A 20,795-nucleotide genomic window follows, 5' to 3' on the forward strand; every position below is an offset into this window, starting at 1 on the left:
TAGAAAACTGGCCACGCCGCTTTGGACAGATGTCGCGCCGCCACCCCTTTCGTATGCGCATCCCAAAACCGGCCCGTTATTCGTACCGGCGTATGGACGACGCCCCCGGTGCATTCACCTAGCCTGCCGATGCCAGCGCATTGACCCGGAATAGGGGAAACATGTTCGCGCACGAAGAAGTCGTCATCCGGGCCGGCGTCCGCACCGGCCTGCCGATCATCATCGCCGTGCATTCCACCGTCCTCGGCCCGGCCGGCGGCGGCTGCCGGGTGCGTCACTACGCCGACTGGCGCGACGGCCTGACCGACGCGCTGCGGTTGTCGCAGGCGATGACGGACAAATGCGCGATCGCCGGGCTGGACACCGGAGGCGGCAAGACCGTGGTCGCCCTGCCCGAGGGATACACCTTCACCCCGGAACGCCGCCGCGACATGTTGCACGACGTCGCCGACGTCGTCCACTCCCTGCGGGGCCGGTACGCGACCGCCCCGGACGTGGGCACCGGCCCGCAGGACATGGCGGTCATCAAGGAACGGACCCCGCACGTCTTCTGCACCCCCACGGAGCTGGGCGGCAGCGGCGACTCCTCTCCCGCCACGGCCACCGGCGTGATGGCCGCGCTGGCCGCCGTCTGCGCCCGCCTGGACAAGGGCGCCGTGCTCAAGACCGCACCGCTGAAGGGGCGGCGGGTGGGCGTGCTGGGGCTCGGTCACGTGGGGTCGCACCTGGTAAGGCGCCTGGCAGCGGAGGGCGCGGACATCCTCGCCGCCGACGTCGACCGGGCCAAGAAGGGCCTGGCCACGGAGGTGGGCGCGACCTGGCTCACCCCGGACGAGCTGGTCGGGGCCGAGCTCGACATCCTCGTCCCGGCCGCGATGGGCGGCCTGCTGACGGAGGAACTGGTGCCCCGGCTCACGTGCGCCGCCGTCGCCGGACCGGCCAACAACCAGATCACCACCCCGGAGGTCGCCCGGCTCCTGCACGAGCGTGGCATCCTCTGGGCCCCCGACGACATCGTCAGCGCCGGAGGCGCGATCTACGCCCACGCCGTCGAGCTGCGCCACCTGCCCGCCGAGGAGGCCAACGCCCGCGTGGCCGAGATCGCCGAGCGCCTAGGCGACGTGCTCGACCTCGCCGAACAGGACGGCGTCAGCCCGTACTTCACCGTGCGCGAGATCGCCCGCATCCGTCTGGGCCGATGACCATGGCCCCGCCACACGACGAGCACAAGCCGCACGACGAGCACAAGCCGCACGACGAGCACAAGCCGCACGACGAGCACAAGCCGCACGACGAGCACAAGCCGCACGACGAGTACGCGCTGGACGACAAGTACGCACGGGCCGGCGGCCGGGTCCTCATGACGGGGGTTCAGGCGCTGGTACGGCTCACGCTGGAGCAACGCCGCCTGGACGAGGAGCACGGGCTGGACACCAGGGTCTTCGTCAGCGGCTACCGGGGCTCCCCGCTGGGCGGGGTCGACATGGAGATGGAACGGGCGGCGCCGTTCCTCGAACCGGCGGGTGTGGTCTTCCGCTCCGGCCTGAACGAGGAACTGGCGGCGACCGCCGTGGCGGGCACGCAACTGCTGGAGCGGGCGCCGGGGCGGCGGCACGAGGCGGTCACCGGATTCTGGTACGGCAAGAACCCGGGCCTGGACCGGGCCGCCGACGCCGTACGGCATGGCATGGTGTCCGGCACGGCCCCGCTGGGCGGGGTCGTGGCGTGGATCGGCGACGACCCGGCGTGCAAGTCCTCGTCGGTGCCGAGCTCGTGCGAGCAGATGTGCCAGAGCCTGTCGATGCCCCTGCTGGTGCCGGGTTCGGTGGAGGAGGTGATCGAGCTCGGGCTGCACGCCGTGGCGATGTCGCGGGCCAGCGGGCTGTGGGTCGGGCTGAAGATGCTCGCCGACGTCGCGGACGGCTCGGCCACCGTGGAACTGGCGGGGCGGGGCGAGGGCGTCCCGCCGCCGGACCGCGGGCGGGCCGGGTCGTCCGGGCTGGGTGGCGCCGTGCTGGACGCCGAGCACGACATGCGCACCCGCCGCCTGGACCTGGCGCTCGCCTACAGCCGGACGGCGGGGCTGAACCGCGTGACCTCCGACGGCGACGGCGCGACCCTGGGCGTCGTCGCGCCCGGCGGCGCCCACGCGGTCGTGCTCCGCGCGCTGGCGGATCTCGGCCCGTCGGCCCCGAGGCTCCGGCTGATCAGGTTGTCGATGCCGTTCCCCGTCTCCGACGAGGAACTGGTGGAGCTGACCGCCGGCCTGGAGCGCGTGCTGGTCGTGGAGGACAAGGTCAGCTTCGTGGAGTCGCGGCTGAAGGAGGCGCTCTACCGCCGCCCGGACGCGCCCGAGGTGCTCGGCCGCTCCCTGCTGACCGCCCGGGGCACGCTCGGCGCCGAAGACGTCGTACGGGCGCTGGCGACGCTGACCGGCGAGCCGCCGCGGCCCGAGCCGATCGTCCGGCGCGCGCTGCCCCTGGTCGCGGCCAGAGCGCCGTTCTTCTGCTCGGGCTGCCCGCACAACACCTCCACCCGCACCGACGACGCCACCCTGGTGGGCGTGGGCATCGGCTGCCACGCCATGGTCGCGCTCGACGGCAAGGGCCGGGGCACCCAGCTGGGCATCACGCAGATGGGCGGCGAGGGCGCACAGTGGTTCGGCATCGCCCCCTTCACCGACGACCGCCACTTCGTGCAGAACCTGGGCGACGGCACCTTCCACCACTCGGGCTCGCTGGCCATCCGGGCGGCGGTGGACGCGGGCGTCACCATGACCTACAAGCTGCTCTACAACGACGCGGTCGCGATGACCGGCGGCCAGCGGGCCGAGGGCCGGCTCGACGTGCCGACGCTGACCCGGTGGCTGGCCGACGAGGGGATCAGGAAGGTCGTCATCACCACGGCCGACCCGGCGAGCTACCGCGGCGTACGCCTGGATCCGATCGCGACGGTCCGCCATCGCGACGAGTTCGCCGAGGCCGAGCGGAGCCTCGCCGCGCTCGACGGGGTGACGGTGCTGATCCACGACGACCGGTGCGCCGCGGAGGAACGGCGGCTGCGCAAACGCGGCAAGCTGCCCACCCCCAAGGAGAAGGTCGTCGTCAACGAACGGGTCTGCGAAGGCTGCGGTGACTGCGCCGAGAAGTCGACCTGCCTGTCGGTGCACCCCGTCGACACCCCGTTCGGCGGCAAGACCCGCATCCACCAGGGCTCCTGCAACTCCGATCTCAGCTGCCTCAAGGGCGACTGCCCCTCGTTCCTGCTGGTGACGCCGGGCAGCAGGCGCAAGAAGGAACCCCCGGCCCTGGGCGTGGACCTCCCCGACCCGCTGCTCCGCTTCCCCGACGTCCTGATCCGGATGCCCGGCATCGGCGGCACCGGCGTGGTGACGGTCTCGCAGATCCTCCAGACCGCCGCCCGCCTGGACGGCCGGCACGCGGCGGGCGTGGAGCAGACCGGCCTGGCGCAGAAGGGCGGGCCCGTGGTCAGCGATCTGCGGATCTCCGCGCGGCCCGTGACCGGCTCGGTCAAGGCGGCCCAGGGCAGCGCCGACGTCCTGCTCGCCCTCGACCTGATCGGCGCCGCCGCGGACAGTAACCTGGCCACCGCGCGGCCCGGCCACACGATCGCCGTGGTCAACACGACGCTGGTGCCGACGCTCGGCATGGTCACCCACCGGACCGCCCTGCCCACCTCCCCCGCGGACGCGCTGGAGCGCATAGAGTCCGTGACCGCCGCGCGCGACAACCTGTACCTGGACGCGCAGGGACTGGCCGAAACGCTGTTCGGCGACCACATGCCGGCCAACATGGTGCTGGTCGGCGCCGCCTTCCAGCACGGCTGCCTGCCGCTGAGCGCGGAGGCGATCGAGCGGGCCGTCCGGCTCAACGGCGCCGCCGTGGACAAGAACCTCGCCGCCTTCCGCTGGGGCCGCGCCGCCGTGGCCGACCCCGCCGCGGTCCTGGCCGTGGCGGAGCCCGCTTCCGCAGAGGAGCCCGCGGGCATGGCCCTGTGGACCGCCGACCTCACCGCCTACCAGAGCCCGCTCTACGCCCGCCGCTTCGCCGGCGCGGTCGGCGAGGTCGAGGCGGCCGTGGCCGGGCGCGTGGACGAGGATACCGGCCGCACGATCACCGCGGCCTACGCCAGGAGCCTGCACCGGCTGATGGCCTACAAGGACGAGTACGAGGTCGCCCGCCTCCACCTGGACCCCGCCGAGCAAGCCCGGCGCGCCGCGGAGTTCGGGCCAGACGCGAAGGTCGCGGTCCTGCTGCACCCGCCGGTGCTGCGGGCGCTGGGCATGAAGCGCAAGATACGGCTCCGCCGTACAGCGCGGCCGCTGTTCCTGCTGCTCAGGGCGGCCAGACGGCTGCGCGGCACGCCCTTCGACCCGTTCGGGTACGCGCGGGTCCGCCGGGTGGAACGGGAACTGGTCGCCGAGTTCCAGGAGCTCATGCGGGCCGCGCTCGACCGGCTCACCCCGGAGACGGCCGGGCGGGTTGCCGCCATCGCCGCGTTGCCGGAACTCATCCGCGGCTACGAGGACATCAAGCTCGCCCGCGTCGCGGAGTTCCGCGACCGGGCCGATCAGGAGCTCGCCGGGCTGGAAAGGGTCGCCAGTGCTCCATGACCGAGGCGGGCCGATGAGCGGCCTGGCCGTACGCGACCTCCATGATCTGACGGACCTTCGGGACGTCGCGGCGATGTTCAACCGCATCTGGCGGCCGCCGGCCGGCGTCGACGCGGTCGGCCTGGAGTGGCTCCGGGCCCTGTCGCACGCCGGGAACTACGTGGCCGGGGCCTACGCGGGCGGGCGGATCGTCGGGGCCTCAGTCGGCTTCCTGTCCGCGCCGGCCGGCCTGGCGCTGCACTCCCACCTCACCGGCGCCGACAAGGGCCATGGGATCGGCTTCGCGCTGAAGCTGCACCAGCGTGAGTGGGCGCTGGCCAGGGGGCTCGACCGGATCACGTGGACGTTCGATCCGCTGGTCCGCCGCAACGCCCACTTCAACGTGGCCAAGCTCGGCGCCAGCCCGGAGGAGTACCTGCCGTCCTTCTACGGTGCCATGACCGATGCCATCAACGGCGACGACGACTCCGACCGGGTGCTCACGACGTGGCGGCTGGCCGAGCCGGGGGTGGTGGCCGCGGCAGGGCGGCAGCCGTACCGGATGGAGATTCCCTGGGACGCGGCGGTCGGGCTGGGTGAGGCGGACGGGCGGCCGGTGCCGGGGCGCACGGACGCGGCGACGGTGCTCGTCGCGGTGCCGCGGGACATCGAAGGGCTGCGCCGCGCCGATCCGGGCGCGGCCAGGTCGTGGCGGCTGGCGATGCGCGAGGTGCTGGGCGGCCTGCTGGCCGGGGGCGGACGGGTGACCGGGTTCCACCGGCGTTCCTTCTACGTCGTCGAGAGAGACGGGCCTACCTGAAGATCTCCATCTGGAGCATGGCGTCGAGCCGAGCCCGATGGTCGTTCAGGTCGATCCCGCTGATCTCGACCGCGCGCCGCAGGCGGTACCTGAAGGTGTTGGAGTGGACCCCCATCGCCGCCGCCGCGCCGATGACGTCGCCGAACGCCTCCAGGTAGGCGCGCAGCGTGCCCGCCAGGTCGCTGCCGTGGCCGGCGTCGTGGGCGAGCAGCAGCCGGTACGGCCCGCCGGGCTCCTGCCGTTCGGCGGCGGCCAGGTCGGCGAGCCGCAGCAGGAGCGACTCGAACTGGACCGCCCGGTAGGCGGCGACCGTGCCGCTCGCCCGGCCCGAACGCAGGACGCGCAGCGCCCGGTCGGCGTCCGCGCGGGCGGCGGCCACCTCGCTCAGGTCCGCCGTCGGCGAGCTCACCCCGATGGTGGCGGTGAAGCGGTGGCCGACCCGGTCGAGGAAGGACTCCGCCACGCGGACGGCGCGTTGCTCGGCGTCGCCCGGCGCGCGCACGGGCAGGACGGCGTAGGTCACCCGGCCGATGAGCGCGGCGGCCGAGCCCGGGTGGACGGCGCTCAGGTGCAACGCCAGCGTGTCGCTGAAGCGCTGCCGCTCGCTCTCCTGCTTGACCGGGTCCGCTTCGACGGAAACGGGTTCCCCGGGCGCGGGTGGTCCTCCGGGCTCGGCCAGCCGCGCGGCCAGGACGCACAACCGCCCCCCGGAGACGCCCAGCCGCTCCGCCGCCCCGGCGGCGTCCTGCCCGCCCGCCAGCACCGCGGACAGCAGGTCGGCGCGCAGCCGCCGCCGGGTGTCGGCGCCGGCCCTGGCGCGGAGCATCTGCATCGCGACGATCTTCGAGGCGTCGGTCAGCGCCCGCTTGCGGGCCGGGCTCAGCTCCTCGCGGGTTACGGCCCAGATGGTGCCGAGGATCTCGTCGCCGGACCGGACCGCGATGGCCGTGCGGAAGATGTCCTCGTGGTGGAGGTAGAGCGGCTCCAGGCTCTTGTAGATGTCGCGGTAGGTGCCGAGTTCGTCCATCAGCCGCCGCAGCCGCTCGGGCGTCTGGCGGCCGAGGATGGTCTCGACGCGGCTGGGATCGGCCTTGTCCTGGCGTTCGGAGTAGGCCACCACCCGCGAGGAGCGATCCTCGATCGTGATCGGCGCGTCCACCAGCGCGCAGACCGCGTTGGCCAGGGCGAACAGGTCGTCGGGCACGTCGTCGGCCGCGGGCGTCTGTCCGCCGGCGAGCATCGCGCGCATCAGCGCCGCCACCTGGGTCCACGACGCGCTTCTGTCCAGGCCCAGCAGCGTCGTCCCGGTCCGCGCCGCTGTGGCACGGACCTCGTCGTCGACCGTGACCGGATGTTTCACCACGAGCGCCACGGACTGCCCCGCCGCCAGCAGGTCGCTGATCCGGCGCGGGCCGGCCACGCCGACCCCGAGCAGCAACCCGCCGGGCGGGACCGGCTGCCCGTCCGCCGGGTCGTGGATGAACACGCCGGTGACCTCGGCGTCCAGGTCGCCGGACGGCACCGCCACGTCGAGGACCGAACTGCCCAGGTCCTCCAGGATCCGCCGCACGTTGATCGGCGGCCGGCTCGTCATCCGCTCACGATAATGGACGCCCGCTCACGCTGACATCGGCCCGTCCACGTGTATCAGCAACTTGTCAGCGTGCCCGAGCAGGGTGCACCCCATGATCAACGATGCGTACACCGTGCCGGCGCTGCCGGCCGCCCGCACCCCCGGCTGCCCCTTCGACCCGCCGCGGGAGCTGTCGCGGGCCCGCGAGCACGGCCCCGTCAGCCGCCTGCCCTTCCCCGGCGGGCACGACGGCTGGCTCGTCACCGGCCACGAGCAGGCCCGCTCCGTCCTGGGCGACCCCCGGTTCAGCTCCCGTCAGGAACTCATGCGCTCCCCGCTCGTCGACCTGGGCGACGGCCCGGTGCCCCCGGCGCCGCCCGGCATGTTCATCATGATGGACCCGCCGCGGCACAGCCGGTACCGCAAGCTGCTGGCGGGCAAGTTCACCGTCCGCCGGATGCGGCTGCTCACCGAACGCGTCGAGCGGGTCACCGCAGAACGGCTCGACGCGATGGCCGCCGCCGGTCCGCCGGCCGACCTGGTCAGCGCGTTCGCCCAGCCGATTCCGGCGATCATGATCTGCGAGCTGCTGGGGGTGCCCGCCACCGACCGGCCCTTCTTCCAGGAGCATGTCGCGACCATGTTCGACGAGGACGCCCCGGACGAGGAGCGCTACGCGAGCCACGCCGCGGTCCACGGCTACATCGCCACCCTCGTCGCCGCCAAGCGCGAGGCCCCGACCGATGACGTGCTCAGCGACCTGACCGGCACCGGCCTGTCGGAGGCGGAACTCATCGGCGCCGCGGGACTGCTGCTGGCGGCGGGCATGGACACGACCTCGAACATGCTCTCGTTGGGCACCTACGCCCTGCTGAGCAACCCCGGCCAGGTGGCCCTGCTGCGCGAGGACCCCGACCGGTCCGTCGAGGAACTGCTGCGCTACCTCAGCGTCGTGCACGTCCGGCCACGGGTGGCCCTTGAGGACGTCGAGCTGGCCGGCCACACCATCAAGGCCGGCGACCAGGTGATCCTGTCGCTCAGCACCGCCAACCGCGACCCCGGGCGCTTCGAGCGTCCCGGAGTCCTCGACGCCGGGCGCTCGGCCGGCGGCCACCTGGCCTTCGGCCACGGGGTGCACCAGTGCCTCGGCCAGCAACTCGCCCGCGTCGAACTGCGCACCGCCTACCCGGCGCTGTTCGGCCGGTTCCCGTCGCTGCGCCTGGCCGTACCGGCCGGGGACATCGCGATCCGCCCGGAGTCCGGGGACGTCATCGGCGTGAAGAGCCTGCCGGTCACCTGGGACGCCTGAGCCCCACCTCCCGTGCACGTCGTATGCGAGTTGCGCACACCGATCCGAATGCGTACAGTGTGCACAGCGAGTGTACGACGTGCGCCTAAGGACTGATCATGCCTGTCTTCGAAACCCCAGAACCGATCCTCGCCGTCATCGCCCTGGCAGCCGGCGACGTCCGGATCACCGCCACCGGGCGGAACGACACCAGCGTGGAGGTACGGCCGAGCGACGCGGCCAACGACGAGGACGTCAGCGCCGCCGGATCGTGCGAGATCGAGTTCCTCGCCGGCCGGCTCACGATCAGGACGCCGCGCCAGGACGCGCCGGCCAGACGCGCCGGATCGGTCGAGGTCACCGTCGAGCTGCCGGAGGCCTCCGGCCTGGAGGCCGACGTGGCCGCCGGGGGAGTGCGCTGCGCGGGGCGGCTCGGCGAGACCCGCGTCACCGCCTCGCACGGCGAGATCGACCTCGACCGGACCGGCCGCCTGGAGGCCGGCTCCGGCTCCGGGGCGATCCGGGTCGGCGCCGTCGACGGCCAGGCCCTGATCAAGACGCTGAGCGGGAACGTGCACCTGGGCGAGGTCTCCGGCGACCTGCGCGCCGGCACAGCGCACGGGGACATCGTCGTCGAGCGGGCCCTGTCCGGCGTCCAGGCCAAGACCGCGCACGGCGACATCCGCATCGGCGAAGTGGTCCGCGGGCTCATCTCCGTCTCCACGGGCCTGGGCGAGGTCGAGGTCGGCGTACGCGCGGGCACCGTGGCCCGGCTGAACATCGGCTCCACCTATGGCCGCGTCCGCAACCTGCTCCAGCCCGGGGCCGCCCCCGGACCCGCCGAAGACCACGTCGAGGTCAGCGCCTCGACCACCCACGGCGACGTCCTCATCCACCACTCCTGACCTCGAAAGGAATCCACCATGACCGAGCCGTTGAGCACCCTGCCCCTGGTACGGCCCGCCGGCCGCCCCTTCGACCCGCCGGCGGAGCTCGCGCCGCTGCGCGCGGAGCAGCCACTGCGGCCGCTGATCTTCCCCGACGGACACGAGGGCTGGCTGGCCCTCGGCTACGACGAGGTCCGCGCCATCGTGTCCGACCCGCGCTTCAGCTCCCGCTACGAGCTGATCCACTACGCGCTGGCCGACGCCGGCCAGATGCCGCCCGCCCCGCCCGGCGACCTGGTCGGGGTGGACGCGCCGCAGCACACCCGCTACCGCAAGCCGCTGGCGGGCAAGTTCACCGTGCACCGCATGCGGCTGCTGGCCGAGCGCGCCGAGGAGGTCACCAAGGAGCACCTGGAGGCCATGGCGGCGGCCGGCTCGCAAGCCGATCTGATCGAGGCCTTCGCCCGGCCGGTGCCCGCGGTGATGATCTGCGAGCTGCTCGGCGTGCCGTACGCCGACCGGCAGGAGTTCCAGCAGATGGCCGCCACCATCGGCGGGCTGGACGCCACCCCGGAAGAGCAGTACGCCGCCTATGCCCAGATGGGCGAGTACATCGCCACGCTGGTCCAGGCCAAGCGCGCCGCTCCCACCGACGACCTGCTCAGCGACCTTACCGGCAGCGACCTGACGGACGAGGAGCTGGCCGGCATCGGCGCGTTCCTGCTCGGCGCCGGGCTCGACACCACCACCAACATGATCGCGCTGGGCACCTACACCCTGCTGCGGCACCCGGAGCAGCTCGCGCTGCTGCGCGACAACCCGGAGCTGGCCGGCAACGCGGTGGAGGAGCTGATGCGGTTCCTGACCATCACCCACACCGGAGCGCGCGCGGCCTTGGAGGACGTCGAGCTGAGCGGGCAGACGATCAAGGCCGGGCAGACCGTCGCGCTGGCGGTGCAGGCCGCCAACCGCGACCCCAAGAGGTTCCCCGACCCGGACGTGCTCGACCTGCGCCGCGACGCCGCCGGCCACATCGGCTTCGGCCACGGCATCCATCAGTGCCTGGGCCAGCAACTGGCCCGTGTCGAGATGCGCGCCGCCTTCCCCGCGCTGCTCGGCCGCTTCCCCGGGCTGCGGCTGGCCGTACCCGCCGACCAGGTGCCGATGCGCGACGGCATGGACATCTACGGCGTGCACCGGCTGCCGGTCGCATGGTGAGCGTCCCGCGACCCGCGGAAAGTCCATGACCATGACCGTGGCCGAACCCGCCCTCAGCTGGGAGAACATCGTCACCGCGCACTCCGCGCGCGTGCACCGGCTGGCCTACCGGCTGACGGGCGACCCGCACGACGCCGAGGACCTCACCCAGGACGTCTTCTGCAAGGTCTTCCGCTCCCTGCACACCTACCGGCCGGGCACTTTCGAGGGCTGGCTGCACCGCATCACCACCAACCTCTTCCTCGACGGGGTACGGCGGCGCGCCCGCGCCCCCGTGCACCCGCTCAGCGAGGAGTCGGCCAACCGGCTGCCCGCCCGCGACTCCACCCCCGAGCAGCTTCTCGACGAGCGGCGGTTCGAGCCCGACATCGAGGCCGCCCTGCTCGCTCTCACCCCGGTGAACCGGGCCGCGGTCGTGCTGAGCGACGTCGAGGGCCTGCCGTACGAGCAGGTCGCGGAGGTGCTCGGGATCAAGACCGGAACCGTCCGCAGCCGCATCCACCGCGGCCGCGCCCAGCTCAAGCAATACCTGAACCACAGAGCCTGTGAAAGGACATGACATGCACACCTTCGACACCCCCGGCCCCATCCACGCCCTCGTCGAGTTCGGCGCCGGCGAGGTCCGCATCGACGCGGGGCCGTACGAGGAGACCACGGTCGAGGTGACCCCCGCCGACCCCGCGCGCTCCGCCGACGTGGATCTGGCCGGGCAGACCGAGGTCGCCTACGCCGACGGACACCTGACCGTGCGCTCGCCCCGCCAGGCCTCGCGCCGCTGGTCCACCAAGACGCCGCCGTCGGTGGTGGTGGCCATCCGGCTGCCGGCCGAGTCCGAGCTGAACGCCGACGCCTTCTACGGCGCCATCCGTGCCACCGGGAGCCTCGGCGACGTCGAGGCGCACACCTCCCACGGCGACATCTCCCTGGAGGAGACGGCCGGCGTGCGCGCCCGCAGCGAGCACGGCTCCATCACCATCACGCGGCCCGTCGGCGTGGTGGACATCGCCACCGACGGCGCCGTCCGCGTCGGCGAGGCCGGCGCCGGCCTCACGATCGAGGCGGGCAGCGGCGACATCGACATCGACCGGGTGCACGCCGACGTCAAGGCCACCTCGGCCCACGGCGGCATCCGCATCGGACGGCTGGCCTCGGGCAAGGCCGTACTGGAGACCGGCTACGGCGCCGTCTCCGTCGGCGTGGCCCGCACCACCGCCGCCGACGTGGACGTCAACTCCCGGCACGGCGAGGTCCGCGACACCCTCGAGTCCGGCCGCGCCCCCGTGCACACCGACGCCAAGGCGGACATCTACGCCCGCACCACCTACGGCGACATCAATGTCCACCGCGCCTGACCTGCCGAGGAATGCGACCATGACCAGTTCCGCCATCACCGTCTCCGGGCTGCGCAAGTCCTACGGCTCCCACCGCGTGCTCGACGGCATCGACCTGACCATCCCGCAAGGATCGATCTTCTCCCTGCTCGGGCCGAACGGCGCCGGCAAGACGACGACCGTGCAGATCCTGTCCACGCTCATCAAGGCCGACGCCGGGCAGGTCACCGTGGCCGGCAACGACCTGGCCAAGCAGCCGGACGCCGTACGCGCCGCCATCGGCGTCACCGGCCAGTTCTCCGCCGTCGACGGGCTGCTGACCGGCGAGGAGAACCTTCTCCTCATGGCCGACCTGCACCTGCTCGGCCGCTCCAAGGGCCGCAAGACCGCCCGCGAGCTGCTGGAGCGCTTCGACCTCACCGGCGCGGCCCGCAAACGGGCCACCACCTACTCCGGCGGCATGCGGCGCCGCCTCGACCTGGCCATGACCCTGGTGGGCAACCCGAGTGTCATCTTCCTCGACGAGCCGACCACCGGCCTCGACCCGCGCAGCCGCCGTTCGATGTGGGCGATCGTGCGCGAACTCGTCGACGGCGGCGTCACCATCTTCCTCACCACCCAGTACCTGGAGGAAGCCGACCAGCTCGCCGACCGCATCGCCATGCTCAACGGCGGCCGCATCGTCGCGGAAGGCAGCGCGGAGGAGCTCAAGCGGCTGGTTCCCGGCGGGCACATCAGCCTGAAGTTCGCCGACTCGGCCAGCTACGAGCTCGCCCTGCGCGGTGTCGGCCCGATCTCCCGCAACGACGAGGCCCTCACCCTGCTCGTCCCCAACAGCGGCGGCACCACCACCCTGCGCGGCCTGATCGACTGGCTCGACGGCAACGCCATCAAGGTGGAGGAGCTGTCGGTGCACACCCCCGACCTCGACGACGTCTTCCTCGCCCTCACGGAGTCCCGATGAAACGCGCCCTGACCGACTCGGCGACCATGCTCCGCCGCCAGCTACGCCACATCTGGCGCTATCCGGCCCTGACGCTGACCGCGGCGGGCGTCCCGGTGATCTTCCTGCTGTTGTTCGTGTACGTCTTCGGCGGCACCATGGGCGCCGGCATCGACGTCGGCACCGGCGACCCCCGCACCGCCTACGCCAACTACCTCGCCCCCGGCATCATCCTGATGACCATCGTCAGCGGCGCCCAGGGCACCGCGATCTCGGTGGCCACCGACATGACCGAGGGCATCGTGGCCCGCTTCAAGACCATGGCCATCGCCCGCGTCTCCGTCCTGACCGGCCACGTGCTCGGCGCCCTCATCCAGAACCTGATCGCCATCGTCCTGGTCATCGCCGTCGCCCTGCTGGTCGGCTTCCGCCCGAGCGCCGGCCCGGTCGAATGGCTCGGCGTCTTCGGCGTCCTGACCATGATCGGCTTCGCGGTCACCTGGCTGTCGGCCGCCCTCGGCATGGTCACCGACGACGTGGCCGCCGCCAGCAACCTGCCCATGCCCCTGCTGATCCTGCCCTTCCTCGGCAGCGGCTTCGTCCCCACCGAATCCATGCCCGGCGCCCTGCGCTGGTTCGCCGAGAACCAGCCCTTCACCCCCGTCATCGAGACCCTGCGCGGCCTGCTCACCGGCGCCCCGATCGGCGACAGCCTCACCCGCTCCATCGCCTGGAGCGCCGTCATCGCCCTGCTCGGCTACCTGTGGGCCAAGAAGCTCTACAACCGCGACCCCGGAAAGTGAGATCCGCCGGCAGACCCAGAACAAGGAGACGCACCATGCATCAGTCCGCCTCGGAGCGGGGGCCGGCGTGACCGCCTCCGCCACCCTGCCGGCTCCCCTCAGCACGACCGCCCGATCCCTGGCGCCGGATCTGGCACGCGGCATCATGCTGCTGGGCATCGCCCTGGCCCACGCCCCGCAGTTCCTGCTCGACTGGACGCGCGGATCCGCCGCGCTCAACACGATCGCCCACTTCTTCACCACCCTCGTCACCGACAACCAGGCCCGCGGGATGTTCGTCTTCCTGTTCGGCTACGGCCTCGGGCAACTGGCCCAGCGTCAGTACGCGCGCGGCGCCGAGTGGCCGTCCGTGCGCGCCCTGCTCCGCCGGCGCAGCCTCTGGCTCATCGTCATCGGGCTGGCGCACGCGGTCGTCCTGGTGCCGTTCGACGTCATCGCGGTCTACGGCGTGACGATGCTCTTCCTCGCCTTCCTCGTCCGCGCCCGGGACGCCGTGCTGTGGCGGCTGGGCCTGCTGACCCTGATCCCGGGGGCGCTCTTCCTCACCTGGCAGAGCGTGCAGGTCTACACCACGGCCGCGGAAGGCTCGCCGTTCACCATCGCGAAGTACATGGAACCGACGTTCGTCGAGCACCTGCTCACCAACGCCATCGCCTGGCCGGGCAGAACCCTGGTGTCCATCCTCTTCGCGATCCCCGGCATGGCATGGGGACTCCTGGCCGCCCGCAAGAAGATCCTCGACGAGCCCGGGCAGCACGTGGCTCTCCTGAAGCGGATCGCCCTGCTGTGCGTCGGCGCCGCGCTCGTCGGACGGCTCCCGGCGGCGTTCCTGGCCGTCGGCACCTGGCCCGACGTCGCGACGCCCGTCGTCTGGGTGACGTACGCCGCGCACAGCTTCACCGGCTACATCGGCGGCATCGGCGCGGCCGCGGCCATCGGGCTGGCCGCCGTCCGCATCGGCCGGAGTCACGGCCGCCTCAGCACCGCCCTGGCCGCCCTCGGGCAACGTTCGATGACGTTCTACCTCGCGCAGTCGGTGATCTGGGTGGCCCTCTTCTACCCGTTCACCCTGGGCCTGCGCGACGACCTCAGCTTCGCCGCCAGCCTCGCCGTCGCCGTCGCCATCTGGGCGGCCTCGCTGCCCGCGGCGGCCTGGATGCACCGCAAGGGCTACCGGGGCCCGTTCGAGTCGCTCGTGCGCCGCATGTCGTACCGGTAGCCCGGCCGCGGGGATGCCCGGGACCGGCCCCCAACCCGGACGTCCTGGTCTGCGACGAGCCCGTCTCCGCCCTGGACGTCTCGATCCAGGCCCGGATCCTCGACCTCCTGGCCGCCCTCCGCCGGGACCACGGCGAGGTGTTTTCACCGCACCCGCGCAGCCGTACACCAAAGCGCTGCCGGCGGCGGTTCCCGGCTCCCCCCGGTACGCGCCCCGGTGAGCCCGGCTACCCGAAACGTTCGGCGACCAGGGCGGCGTTGGACTCGGCCAGCCCCAGTGCCGCCTTGCGCAACGGCAGGTCGTCGCGGGTGACCGCGGCGACCAGGTCCCGCATGACCACGTCGATCTTGGCGAAGGCGGCCTCGGCCGTCGGCTCGATGTCGCCGAACAGCACCCACCACCACCAGGCATTGGTCATCACGTTGGCCAGGAAGTCCGGCACCACGGGTACGCCACGGCCCAGCAGGACCGGCTCGGCCTCCGGCAGCGTGGGCAGGTTGGCCCCCTCGACCACGAGCCGGGCCAGGACGCGGGTGGCCTGCTCGGGCCCGATCACGTACGACATGGCCGCGGGCACCAGCAGGTCGGCCGGAACGTCGAGCCACTCCTCGCGCGCGCCGATGTGGTCGCCGGGACGCAGCGCGGCACGGTCCACGACGCCGTGGGTGTCGCGGGCGGCGAGCATGCGTTCGACGTCGAGGCCGGCCGGGCCGCGCATGAGCCCGTCCCGGTCGGCGACGCCGACCACGGCCACCCCGGCCCGCGCGAGGTAACGCGCCGCCGCGCCGCCGATCGAGCCGAAGCCCTGCACCACCGCCGTCTCCACCCGGATGCCGCGCGCCCCGGCCACCTCCAGGGCGGCCCTGGCCACGCCGTACCCGCCGACCAGGTCCGGCAGTGCCACCCCGTCGACGGTCACCGCCATCGCGGCCCGCAGCCGCTCGCGCGCCCGGCCGGGCTCGTCGAGCAGCGCGAACGCCGCCTCGACCGTGGAGGCAAGGCCGAGGGAGGCGGCGATCTCGTCGAGGGTGTCCTGGCGCAGGCCGAAGTCCTCGCCGGTGTTCCACTGGGCGCGCACCACGGGCAGGACCGCGGTGAAGAAGCGCTTCAGCACCGCGTGGGCCTGCGGGTCCAGCGGGTCGACGTCGATGCCGCCCTTGGCGCCGCCCAGCGGGATGTACCGGTCGCCCGGCCGGTAGACGAGCGCCTCCTTGAGCGACATGCCGCGCGCCAGCCCGCGTACCTCCTCCAGCGTGCAGCCCTCGCGCAGCCGCAGCCCGCCGCTGGCCACGCCGCGCACGAGACTGTCGATGACGACGTAGCCGCGCCGCCCGGTGACGGGGTCGGTCCAGGTGATCTCCAGCAGGCTCATGGGGACTCCCTCACGTGGATGAGCGTGGGCCGGTCGGCGGTGAGCGCCTCCCTGAGCGCCGAGGTCAGCGTCGTCTCGTCGTCGGCGCGCAGGCCGCGGGCGCCGAGCGCGCGGGCGAGCAGCGGGAAATCGGGGGAGGGCAGGTCCACGGCCTGCCGGGGGTCGTCGCGGGCGGCCATCTCGGCGCGGATCTCGCCGTAGCCGCCGTTGTCGACGACCACGACCGGCAGCGCCAGCCCGAGCTGCGCGGCGGCGGCCAGCTCGGCCACGGTGAACATCACGCCGCCGTCGCCCATCAGCGCCGCCACGGCCCGTCCCGGCGAGGCCAGCGCGGCGCCGATGGCGGCGGGCAGCCCGTAGCCGAGCGTGCCGTACCCGGTGGGGTAGAGGAAACGCGCGCGCAGCCCGGTCAGCGCGCCGTAGTAGCAGACCATGGCGCTGTCCCCGGCCACGACCGCCTCGGGGCCGAGCCCGGAGTTCAGCGCGCGCACGATCCACTCCCACCGCGCGCCCTCCGCACGGGCCTGCCCGTCCTTGAGCGCGCGCCAGCGCGCGACCTCCTCTCGCGGTACGGCCACGCCGTCCCCGAGCAGGTGGACCAGCCGGTCGAGCGTGGCCGGGGCGTCCCCGGCCAGCGCGACGTCCGGCACGGCGTTCGTCACGATCTGGGCCGGGTCCACGTCCACCCGGACCACCGCCCCGGTGAACTCCAGCGGCCCGTTCCACAGGTCCGACGGCGCCAGCTCGCACCCGGCCACCAGAACCACGTCGGCCCACGCCGCGAGATCCCGCACGGCGGGCAGATGCAGCCCGGCCCCGAGCGCCAGCGGATGGTCCTCGGCCAGGACACCCTTGCCGTTGGCGCTGGTCACGACCGGCGCCCCCAGCCGCTCGGCGAGCTCGCGCACCGCCGCGCCCCGCGCGCCGCCGCCCGCGATCACCAGCGGCCTCGCGGCGCCCGCGAGCAGCCGCGCCGCCTGCGACAACTCGGCCGCACCGGGGACCCGCACGGGCGGCTGGACCGGCGCCACGTCCGCGACCACCGCGCGCCTGTCCAGGAGGTCCAGCGGGATCTCCAGGTGCACCGGGCGCGGCCGTCCCCCGGTCATCGCCGCGAACGCCGAGGCCACCGCGGCCGGGATCGCCGCCACGCCGCCCACGCGATGGCTGTAGGCGGCCACCGAGTCCAGGGCGCGGCTCTGGTCACGGGTCTCGTGCAGGTACCCGCCGCCCGCCACGTGCCCGGACGGCATGCCGGGCGACAGCAGCAGCACGGGCACCGAGTCGGAGTAGGCCTGCCCGATCGCCGCCGCCGCGTTGAGCGTGGCCGGTCCCGAGGTCACCAGGACCACCCCGGGCCGCCCGCTCACCCGCGCGTACCCGTCGGCGGCGTACCCGGCCCCCTGCTCATGCCTGGTCAGCACGTGCCGTACCCCGTAGGCGGGCAGGTGCCGGTAGATCTCCAGGTTGTGGGTGCCCGGGATGCCGAACACGGTGTCCACCCCGTGCGCGGCCAGCGCCCTGACCACGGCCTCGCCACCCGAAATGCCGGAAATAGCTGGCATGGTGGTCATCGGGTCACCACCAGCGCGTCCACCGCGAGCACGCCGTCCGGTCCGGCGCGCAGCGGGTTGATCTCGCACTCGGCGACGTGCTCCTGCTCGGCGATCACCCGCGACACCGCGACGACGGCCCGCGCCGCCGCCACCTCGTCCACCGGGGGCGCGCCGCGCCAGCCGCGCAGCAGCGGGTAGGCCCGCAGCCCGCGCAGCATCGCCAGCGCCTGCTCCTCGTCCACCGGCGCCAGCGCGAGCACGACATCCTCATACAACTCGCTCAACGTCCCCCCGGCCCCGGCCATGACCACCGGCCCGAAGGAGGGGTCGCGCCGCCCGCCCGCGATCAGCTCGACGACCCCGGCGCGCGTGTCCATCTCCTCCAGCACGTACTCGCCCGCGCCCAGCCTCTCGCGCATCCCGGCCAGCGCCTCGGCCACCTCGCCGGGACCGCGCAGGCCCACTGCCACGCCGCCGGACTCGGTCTTGTGCGCGAGCCAACCGGCCTTCAGCACGTACGGCCCCGCCGCCGCCCCGGGCGGTTCCCCGGAGACCGCGACCGCCCGCGGGTACGGCACGCCGTACCACTCGAACAACGCCCGCGCCCCGAGATAGCCGGGCGCGACGGCCCGCGGCGCGGCGGCGACGGCGGCCGGAACCGCGACGGGGCGCGAGGCCAGGTCGGTGGCCAGCCCCAGCGAGGCCACCGCCTGGTCGATGGTCGCGTAGGTCGGCACGTTGTGCTCGCGCAGCGCGCGGACGGCGGCCGAGTCGCGGCACATGCTGTGCACCACCACCGTGCGCCCGTGCTCGCGCACCAGCGAGCCGAGCGTGTCGACCACGGCCAGCTCGCGCCCGAGAAGCGACGGCGCGTCCGCCCCGTAGGAGCCGAAATAGCCGGTGAGCACCACGCTGTCCACCTCCCCGCTGTCCAGCAGCACTCCGACCAGCTTCGCGTAGGTGGACAGGTCGCGCTCACCCGCCCCCGCCAGGTCGATCGGGTTGCGTACGGCCGCGCCCGGCGGCAGCAGCGCGGCCACGCGGAGGGCGGCGGCGCCGAGAGCGGGCACCGCGAGCCCGGCCGCGCTGAGCAGGTCGGCGGCCAGCGCGCCCTGCCCGCCGCTGTCGCCGACGACGGCCACCCGCCGCCCGACCGGCGCGGGCGCGTCGAGCAGAAGCTGGGCCAGGTCGACCGCCTGCGCGGGCGTGCGGGTCAGGATGGCGCCCGCGGCCCGGCAGGCGGCCTCGACCACGGCGGTCCCGGCGGTGAGCGAGCCGGTGTGCGAGCGCGCCGCCGCGCGCCCGGCGTCGCTGGCTCCGACGGTCAGCACGATCACCGGCTTGCCCGCCGAGCGCAGCGCGGCCAGCGTGCGCACCAGGGCCCGCCCGTCGCCGAAGCTCTCCAGGTAGACCACGACCACCCGGGTGGCCGCGTGCCCGGCCAGGTCGTCCAGGACCTCGACCGCGGTGACGTCGGCCTGGTTGCCGACCGACACGAACCGCGACACCCCGATGCCCGCCTCCCCGGCCAGGCCGGCCAGCTCCAGGCCGAGCTGCCCCGACTGCGAGACGATGCCGAGCGCCCCCGGCGAGAACGTGCCCCAGGCCAGCTCCAGCGCGGCGGACGCGTCGTAGATGCCCAGGCAGTTGGGGCCGATGAGGCGCGCCCCCGCCCGCCGTACCCGCTCGGCCAGCTCCGCCTCCTCGGCGGGCGGCAGACCGGCGGTGATGCCGACGAACCCCTTCACGCCCAGCTCCAGCGCCTCGTCCACGAGCGCGGGCAGCGCCGCGGCGGGCGTGCACAGCACGGCCAGCTCGGGCGGCTCGGCCAGCGCGCGCAGCCCGGGTACGGCCCGCACTCCGTCCACCACCGCGCCCGACCGGCTGACCAGGTGCACCTTGCGCCGGTGTGAGCCGCGCAGCGCGCCTCTGGCCAGCCAGTAGCCCCACTTGGCCGGGTTGGCGGAGGCGCCGACGACGGCGACGGAGGCCGGATCGGAGAAGACCCTCATCGGGCCAGCGACCGGGAGATGATGAGCCGCTGGATGTCGGAGGTGCCTTCCTCGATCTCCTCCAGCTTGGCGTCGCGCATCCACTTCTCCAGCAGGAACTCGCGCGAGTACCCCCAGCCGCCGTGGGTCTGCAGGGCGGCCCAGGCGCACCACATGGCGTTCTCCGAGGCGGTCAGCTTGGCGATGGCCGCCTCCTCGGCGCATGGCCGGCCGCTGTCGTGCACGCGGGCGGCCCGCCAGGTGAGCAGCCGGGAGGCGTCGGTCTTGGCCGCCATGTCGGCCAGCCGGAAGGCGACCGCCTGGTGCCGGATGATCGGCACGCCGAACTGCTCGCGCTCCTTCGCGTAGTCGAGCGCGGCGTCCAGCGCCGCCCGCGACAGGCCGGTGCAGGCCGCCGCGATCAGGATCCGGGAGGCGTCGAAGGTGCGCATCAGGCCGTAGAAGCCCTGGCCCTCCTCGCCGAGGCGGTGCTCGGCCGGGACGCGCACGCCGTCCAGGAACACCTCGGCGCTGACGATCGCGCGCTGGCCCATCTTGGGCAGCGCGCGGCCGACGCGCAGGCCCGGCGTGTCACGCTCGATCACGAACGCGCTCACGCCGCGCGAGCGCGAACCCGGCGCCACCGTGGCGAACACGACGATCCAGCGGGCGTAGGGCGCGTTCGAGATCCACGTCTTCTGCCCGGTCAGCACGTAGCCGGACCCGTCGCGCTCGGCCCTGGTCGTCAGCGCGGCGGCGTCGGAGCCCACGCCCGGCTCGGTCACCGCCAGCGCGGTCATGGGCGGGTCGCCGCCGGTCAGGGGGCGCAGCCAGCGTTCCTTCTGCTCGGGCGTGCCGAGCGTCCCGACCGGGCCGGCGAAGAAGCCGTTGGAGGTCAGCAGGTTGCCGATGCCGATGTCGCCGTAGCACAGCTCCTCGGTGACCAGCGCCTGGGTGACGAGGTCGGTGACGCCGCCCCCGCCGTACTCCTCGGGCAGCATGAACGAGGTCAGCCCCAGCTTGGCCGCCTTCTCCCACAGGTCCAGCGGCGACTCGTGGTCGGCGTCGTCGACCTCGCGGGCTCTCGGCCGGATCTCGCGCAGCGCGAAGTCGCGGGCCAGCGCCACGAAGTCGCGCTGCTCGCCGGTCAGCTCGAAGCCGTCAGTGATGGCACGCATGGCT

The 20,795-nt window shown here is 73.6% G+C and carries 16 protein-coding genes; 11 read left to right on the top strand and 5 right to left on the bottom strand.

Annotated elements, in window-relative coordinates; genetic code table 11:
* Positions 1-161: 161 nt before the first annotated feature.
* The 3 genes from ACFWYW_RS41470 to ACFWYW_RS41480 are packed head-to-tail and all read left to right on the top strand — an operon-like array spanning position 162 to position 5,432.
* Positions 162-1,202, top strand: coding sequence for a Glu/Leu/Phe/Val dehydrogenase dimerization domain-containing protein (locus ACFWYW_RS41470; protein ID WP_379612715.1), 1,041 nt, complete (start codon positions 162-164; stop codon positions 1,200-1,202).
* Positions 1,199-4,633 (top strand): indolepyruvate ferredoxin oxidoreductase family protein, encoded by a 3,435-nt coding sequence (locus tag ACFWYW_RS41475; protein ID WP_379612714.1) that lies wholly within the window; start codon positions 1,199-1,201, stop codon positions 4,631-4,633. The genes ACFWYW_RS41470 and ACFWYW_RS41475 overlap by 4 nt, the downstream gene beginning before the upstream one ends.
* Positions 4,623-5,432 (top strand): GNAT family N-acetyltransferase, encoded by an 810-nt coding sequence (locus ACFWYW_RS41480; RefSeq protein ID WP_379612713.1) that lies wholly within the window; start codon positions 4,623-4,625, stop codon positions 5,430-5,432. Before ACFWYW_RS41475 ends, ACFWYW_RS41480 begins: the two co-directional genes overlap by 11 nt.
* Here ACFWYW_RS41480 and ACFWYW_RS41485 read toward each other — a convergent pair.
* Positions 5,425-7,026 (bottom strand): PucR family transcriptional regulator, encoded by a 1,602-nt coding sequence (locus ACFWYW_RS41485; RefSeq protein ID WP_379612712.1) that lies wholly within the window; start codon positions 7,024-7,026, stop codon positions 5,425-5,427. The two genes, ACFWYW_RS41480 and ACFWYW_RS41485, sit on opposite strands and share 8 nt — an antisense overlap.
* Positions 7,027-7,117: 91 nt before the next feature.
* Here ACFWYW_RS41485 and ACFWYW_RS41490 point away from each other — a divergent pair, with 91 nt between their 5' ends.
* The 8 genes from ACFWYW_RS41490 (at position 7,118) to ACFWYW_RS41525 (ending at position 14,694) form a co-directional block, all read left to right on the top strand.
* Entirely contained in the window at positions 7,118-8,314 is a 1,197-nt protein-coding gene (locus tag ACFWYW_RS41490; protein WP_379612711.1) for a cytochrome P450, read from the top strand.
* Between the two features lie 98 nt (positions 8,315-8,412).
* Positions 8,413-9,198, top strand: a complete 786-nt coding sequence (locus tag ACFWYW_RS41495; RefSeq protein ID WP_379612710.1) for a DUF4097 domain-containing protein — start codon at positions 8,413-8,415, stop codon at positions 9,196-9,198.
* An 18-nt stretch (positions 9,199-9,216) separates the two neighbouring features.
* Positions 9,217-10,398: a cytochrome P450 gene (locus tag ACFWYW_RS41500; protein WP_379612709.1), complete on the top strand. Its 1,182-nt coding sequence runs from the start codon at positions 9,217-9,219 to the stop codon at positions 10,396-10,398.
* A 25-nt stretch (positions 10,399-10,423) separates the two neighbouring features.
* Complete coding sequence (locus tag ACFWYW_RS41505; RefSeq protein WP_379612708.1) at positions 10,424-10,957, top strand: sigma-70 family RNA polymerase sigma factor; 534 nt, start codon at positions 10,424-10,426, stop codon at positions 10,955-10,957.
* 1 nt (position 10,958) lies between these two features.
* Positions 10,959-11,750: a DUF4097 family beta strand repeat-containing protein gene (locus ACFWYW_RS41510; RefSeq protein ID WP_379612707.1), complete on the top strand. Its 792-nt coding sequence runs from the start codon at positions 10,959-10,961 to the stop codon at positions 11,748-11,750.
* 19 nt (positions 11,751-11,769) lie between these two features.
* On the top strand, positions 11,770-12,693 hold the full coding sequence (locus ACFWYW_RS41515; protein WP_379612706.1) for an ATP-binding cassette domain-containing protein: 924 nt from the start codon (positions 11,770-11,772) through the stop codon (positions 12,691-12,693).
* Positions 12,690-13,475 carry an ABC transporter permease gene (locus ACFWYW_RS41520; protein WP_379612705.1) on the top strand — a complete coding sequence of 262 codons (786 nt, stop codon included), beginning with the start codon at positions 12,690-12,692 and terminating at the stop codon, positions 13,473-13,475. The genes ACFWYW_RS41515 and ACFWYW_RS41520 overlap by 4 nt, the downstream gene beginning before the upstream one ends.
* 67 nt (positions 13,476-13,542) lie before the next feature.
* Positions 13,543-14,694 (top strand): DUF418 domain-containing protein, encoded by a 1,152-nt coding sequence (locus ACFWYW_RS41525; RefSeq protein ID WP_379612704.1) that lies wholly within the window; start codon positions 13,543-13,545, stop codon positions 14,692-14,694.
* Between the two features lie 226 nt (positions 14,695-14,920).
* On the opposite strand, the gene ACFWYW_RS41530 is transcribed toward ACFWYW_RS41525, so the two are convergent.
* From ACFWYW_RS41530 to ACFWYW_RS41545, 4 genes are read right to left on the bottom strand one after another with little or no spacing between them, the layout of a single operon-like run.
* Complete coding sequence (locus ACFWYW_RS41530; RefSeq protein WP_379612703.1) at positions 14,921-16,066, bottom strand: Glu/Leu/Phe/Val dehydrogenase dimerization domain-containing protein; 1,146 nt, start codon at positions 16,064-16,066, stop codon at positions 14,921-14,923.
* On the bottom strand, positions 16,063-17,640 hold the full coding sequence (locus ACFWYW_RS41535) for a thiamine pyrophosphate-binding protein (protein ID WP_379612702.1): 1,578 nt from the start codon (positions 17,638-17,640) through the stop codon (positions 16,063-16,065). Before ACFWYW_RS41535 ends, ACFWYW_RS41530 begins: the two co-directional genes overlap by 4 nt.
* Positions 17,637-19,634 carry an acetate--CoA ligase family protein gene (locus ACFWYW_RS41540; RefSeq protein ID WP_379612701.1) on the bottom strand — a complete coding sequence of 666 codons (1,998 nt, stop codon included), beginning with the start codon at positions 19,632-19,634 and terminating at the stop codon, positions 17,637-17,639. Before ACFWYW_RS41540 ends, ACFWYW_RS41535 begins: the two co-directional genes overlap by 4 nt.
* The gene (locus ACFWYW_RS41545; RefSeq protein WP_379612700.1) at positions 19,631-20,791 is read right to left on the bottom strand and encodes an acyl-CoA dehydrogenase family protein; all 1,161 of its coding nucleotides are present in this window, start codon (positions 20,789-20,791) and stop codon (positions 19,631-19,633) included. Before ACFWYW_RS41545 ends, ACFWYW_RS41540 begins: the two co-directional genes overlap by 4 nt.
* Positions 20,792-20,795: the final 4 nt, after the last annotated feature.

This window comes from Nonomuraea sp. NPDC059023 (genome assembly GCF_042740095.1).
Classification (GTDB): Bacteria; Actinomycetota; Actinomycetes; order Streptosporangiales; family Streptosporangiaceae; genus Nonomuraea.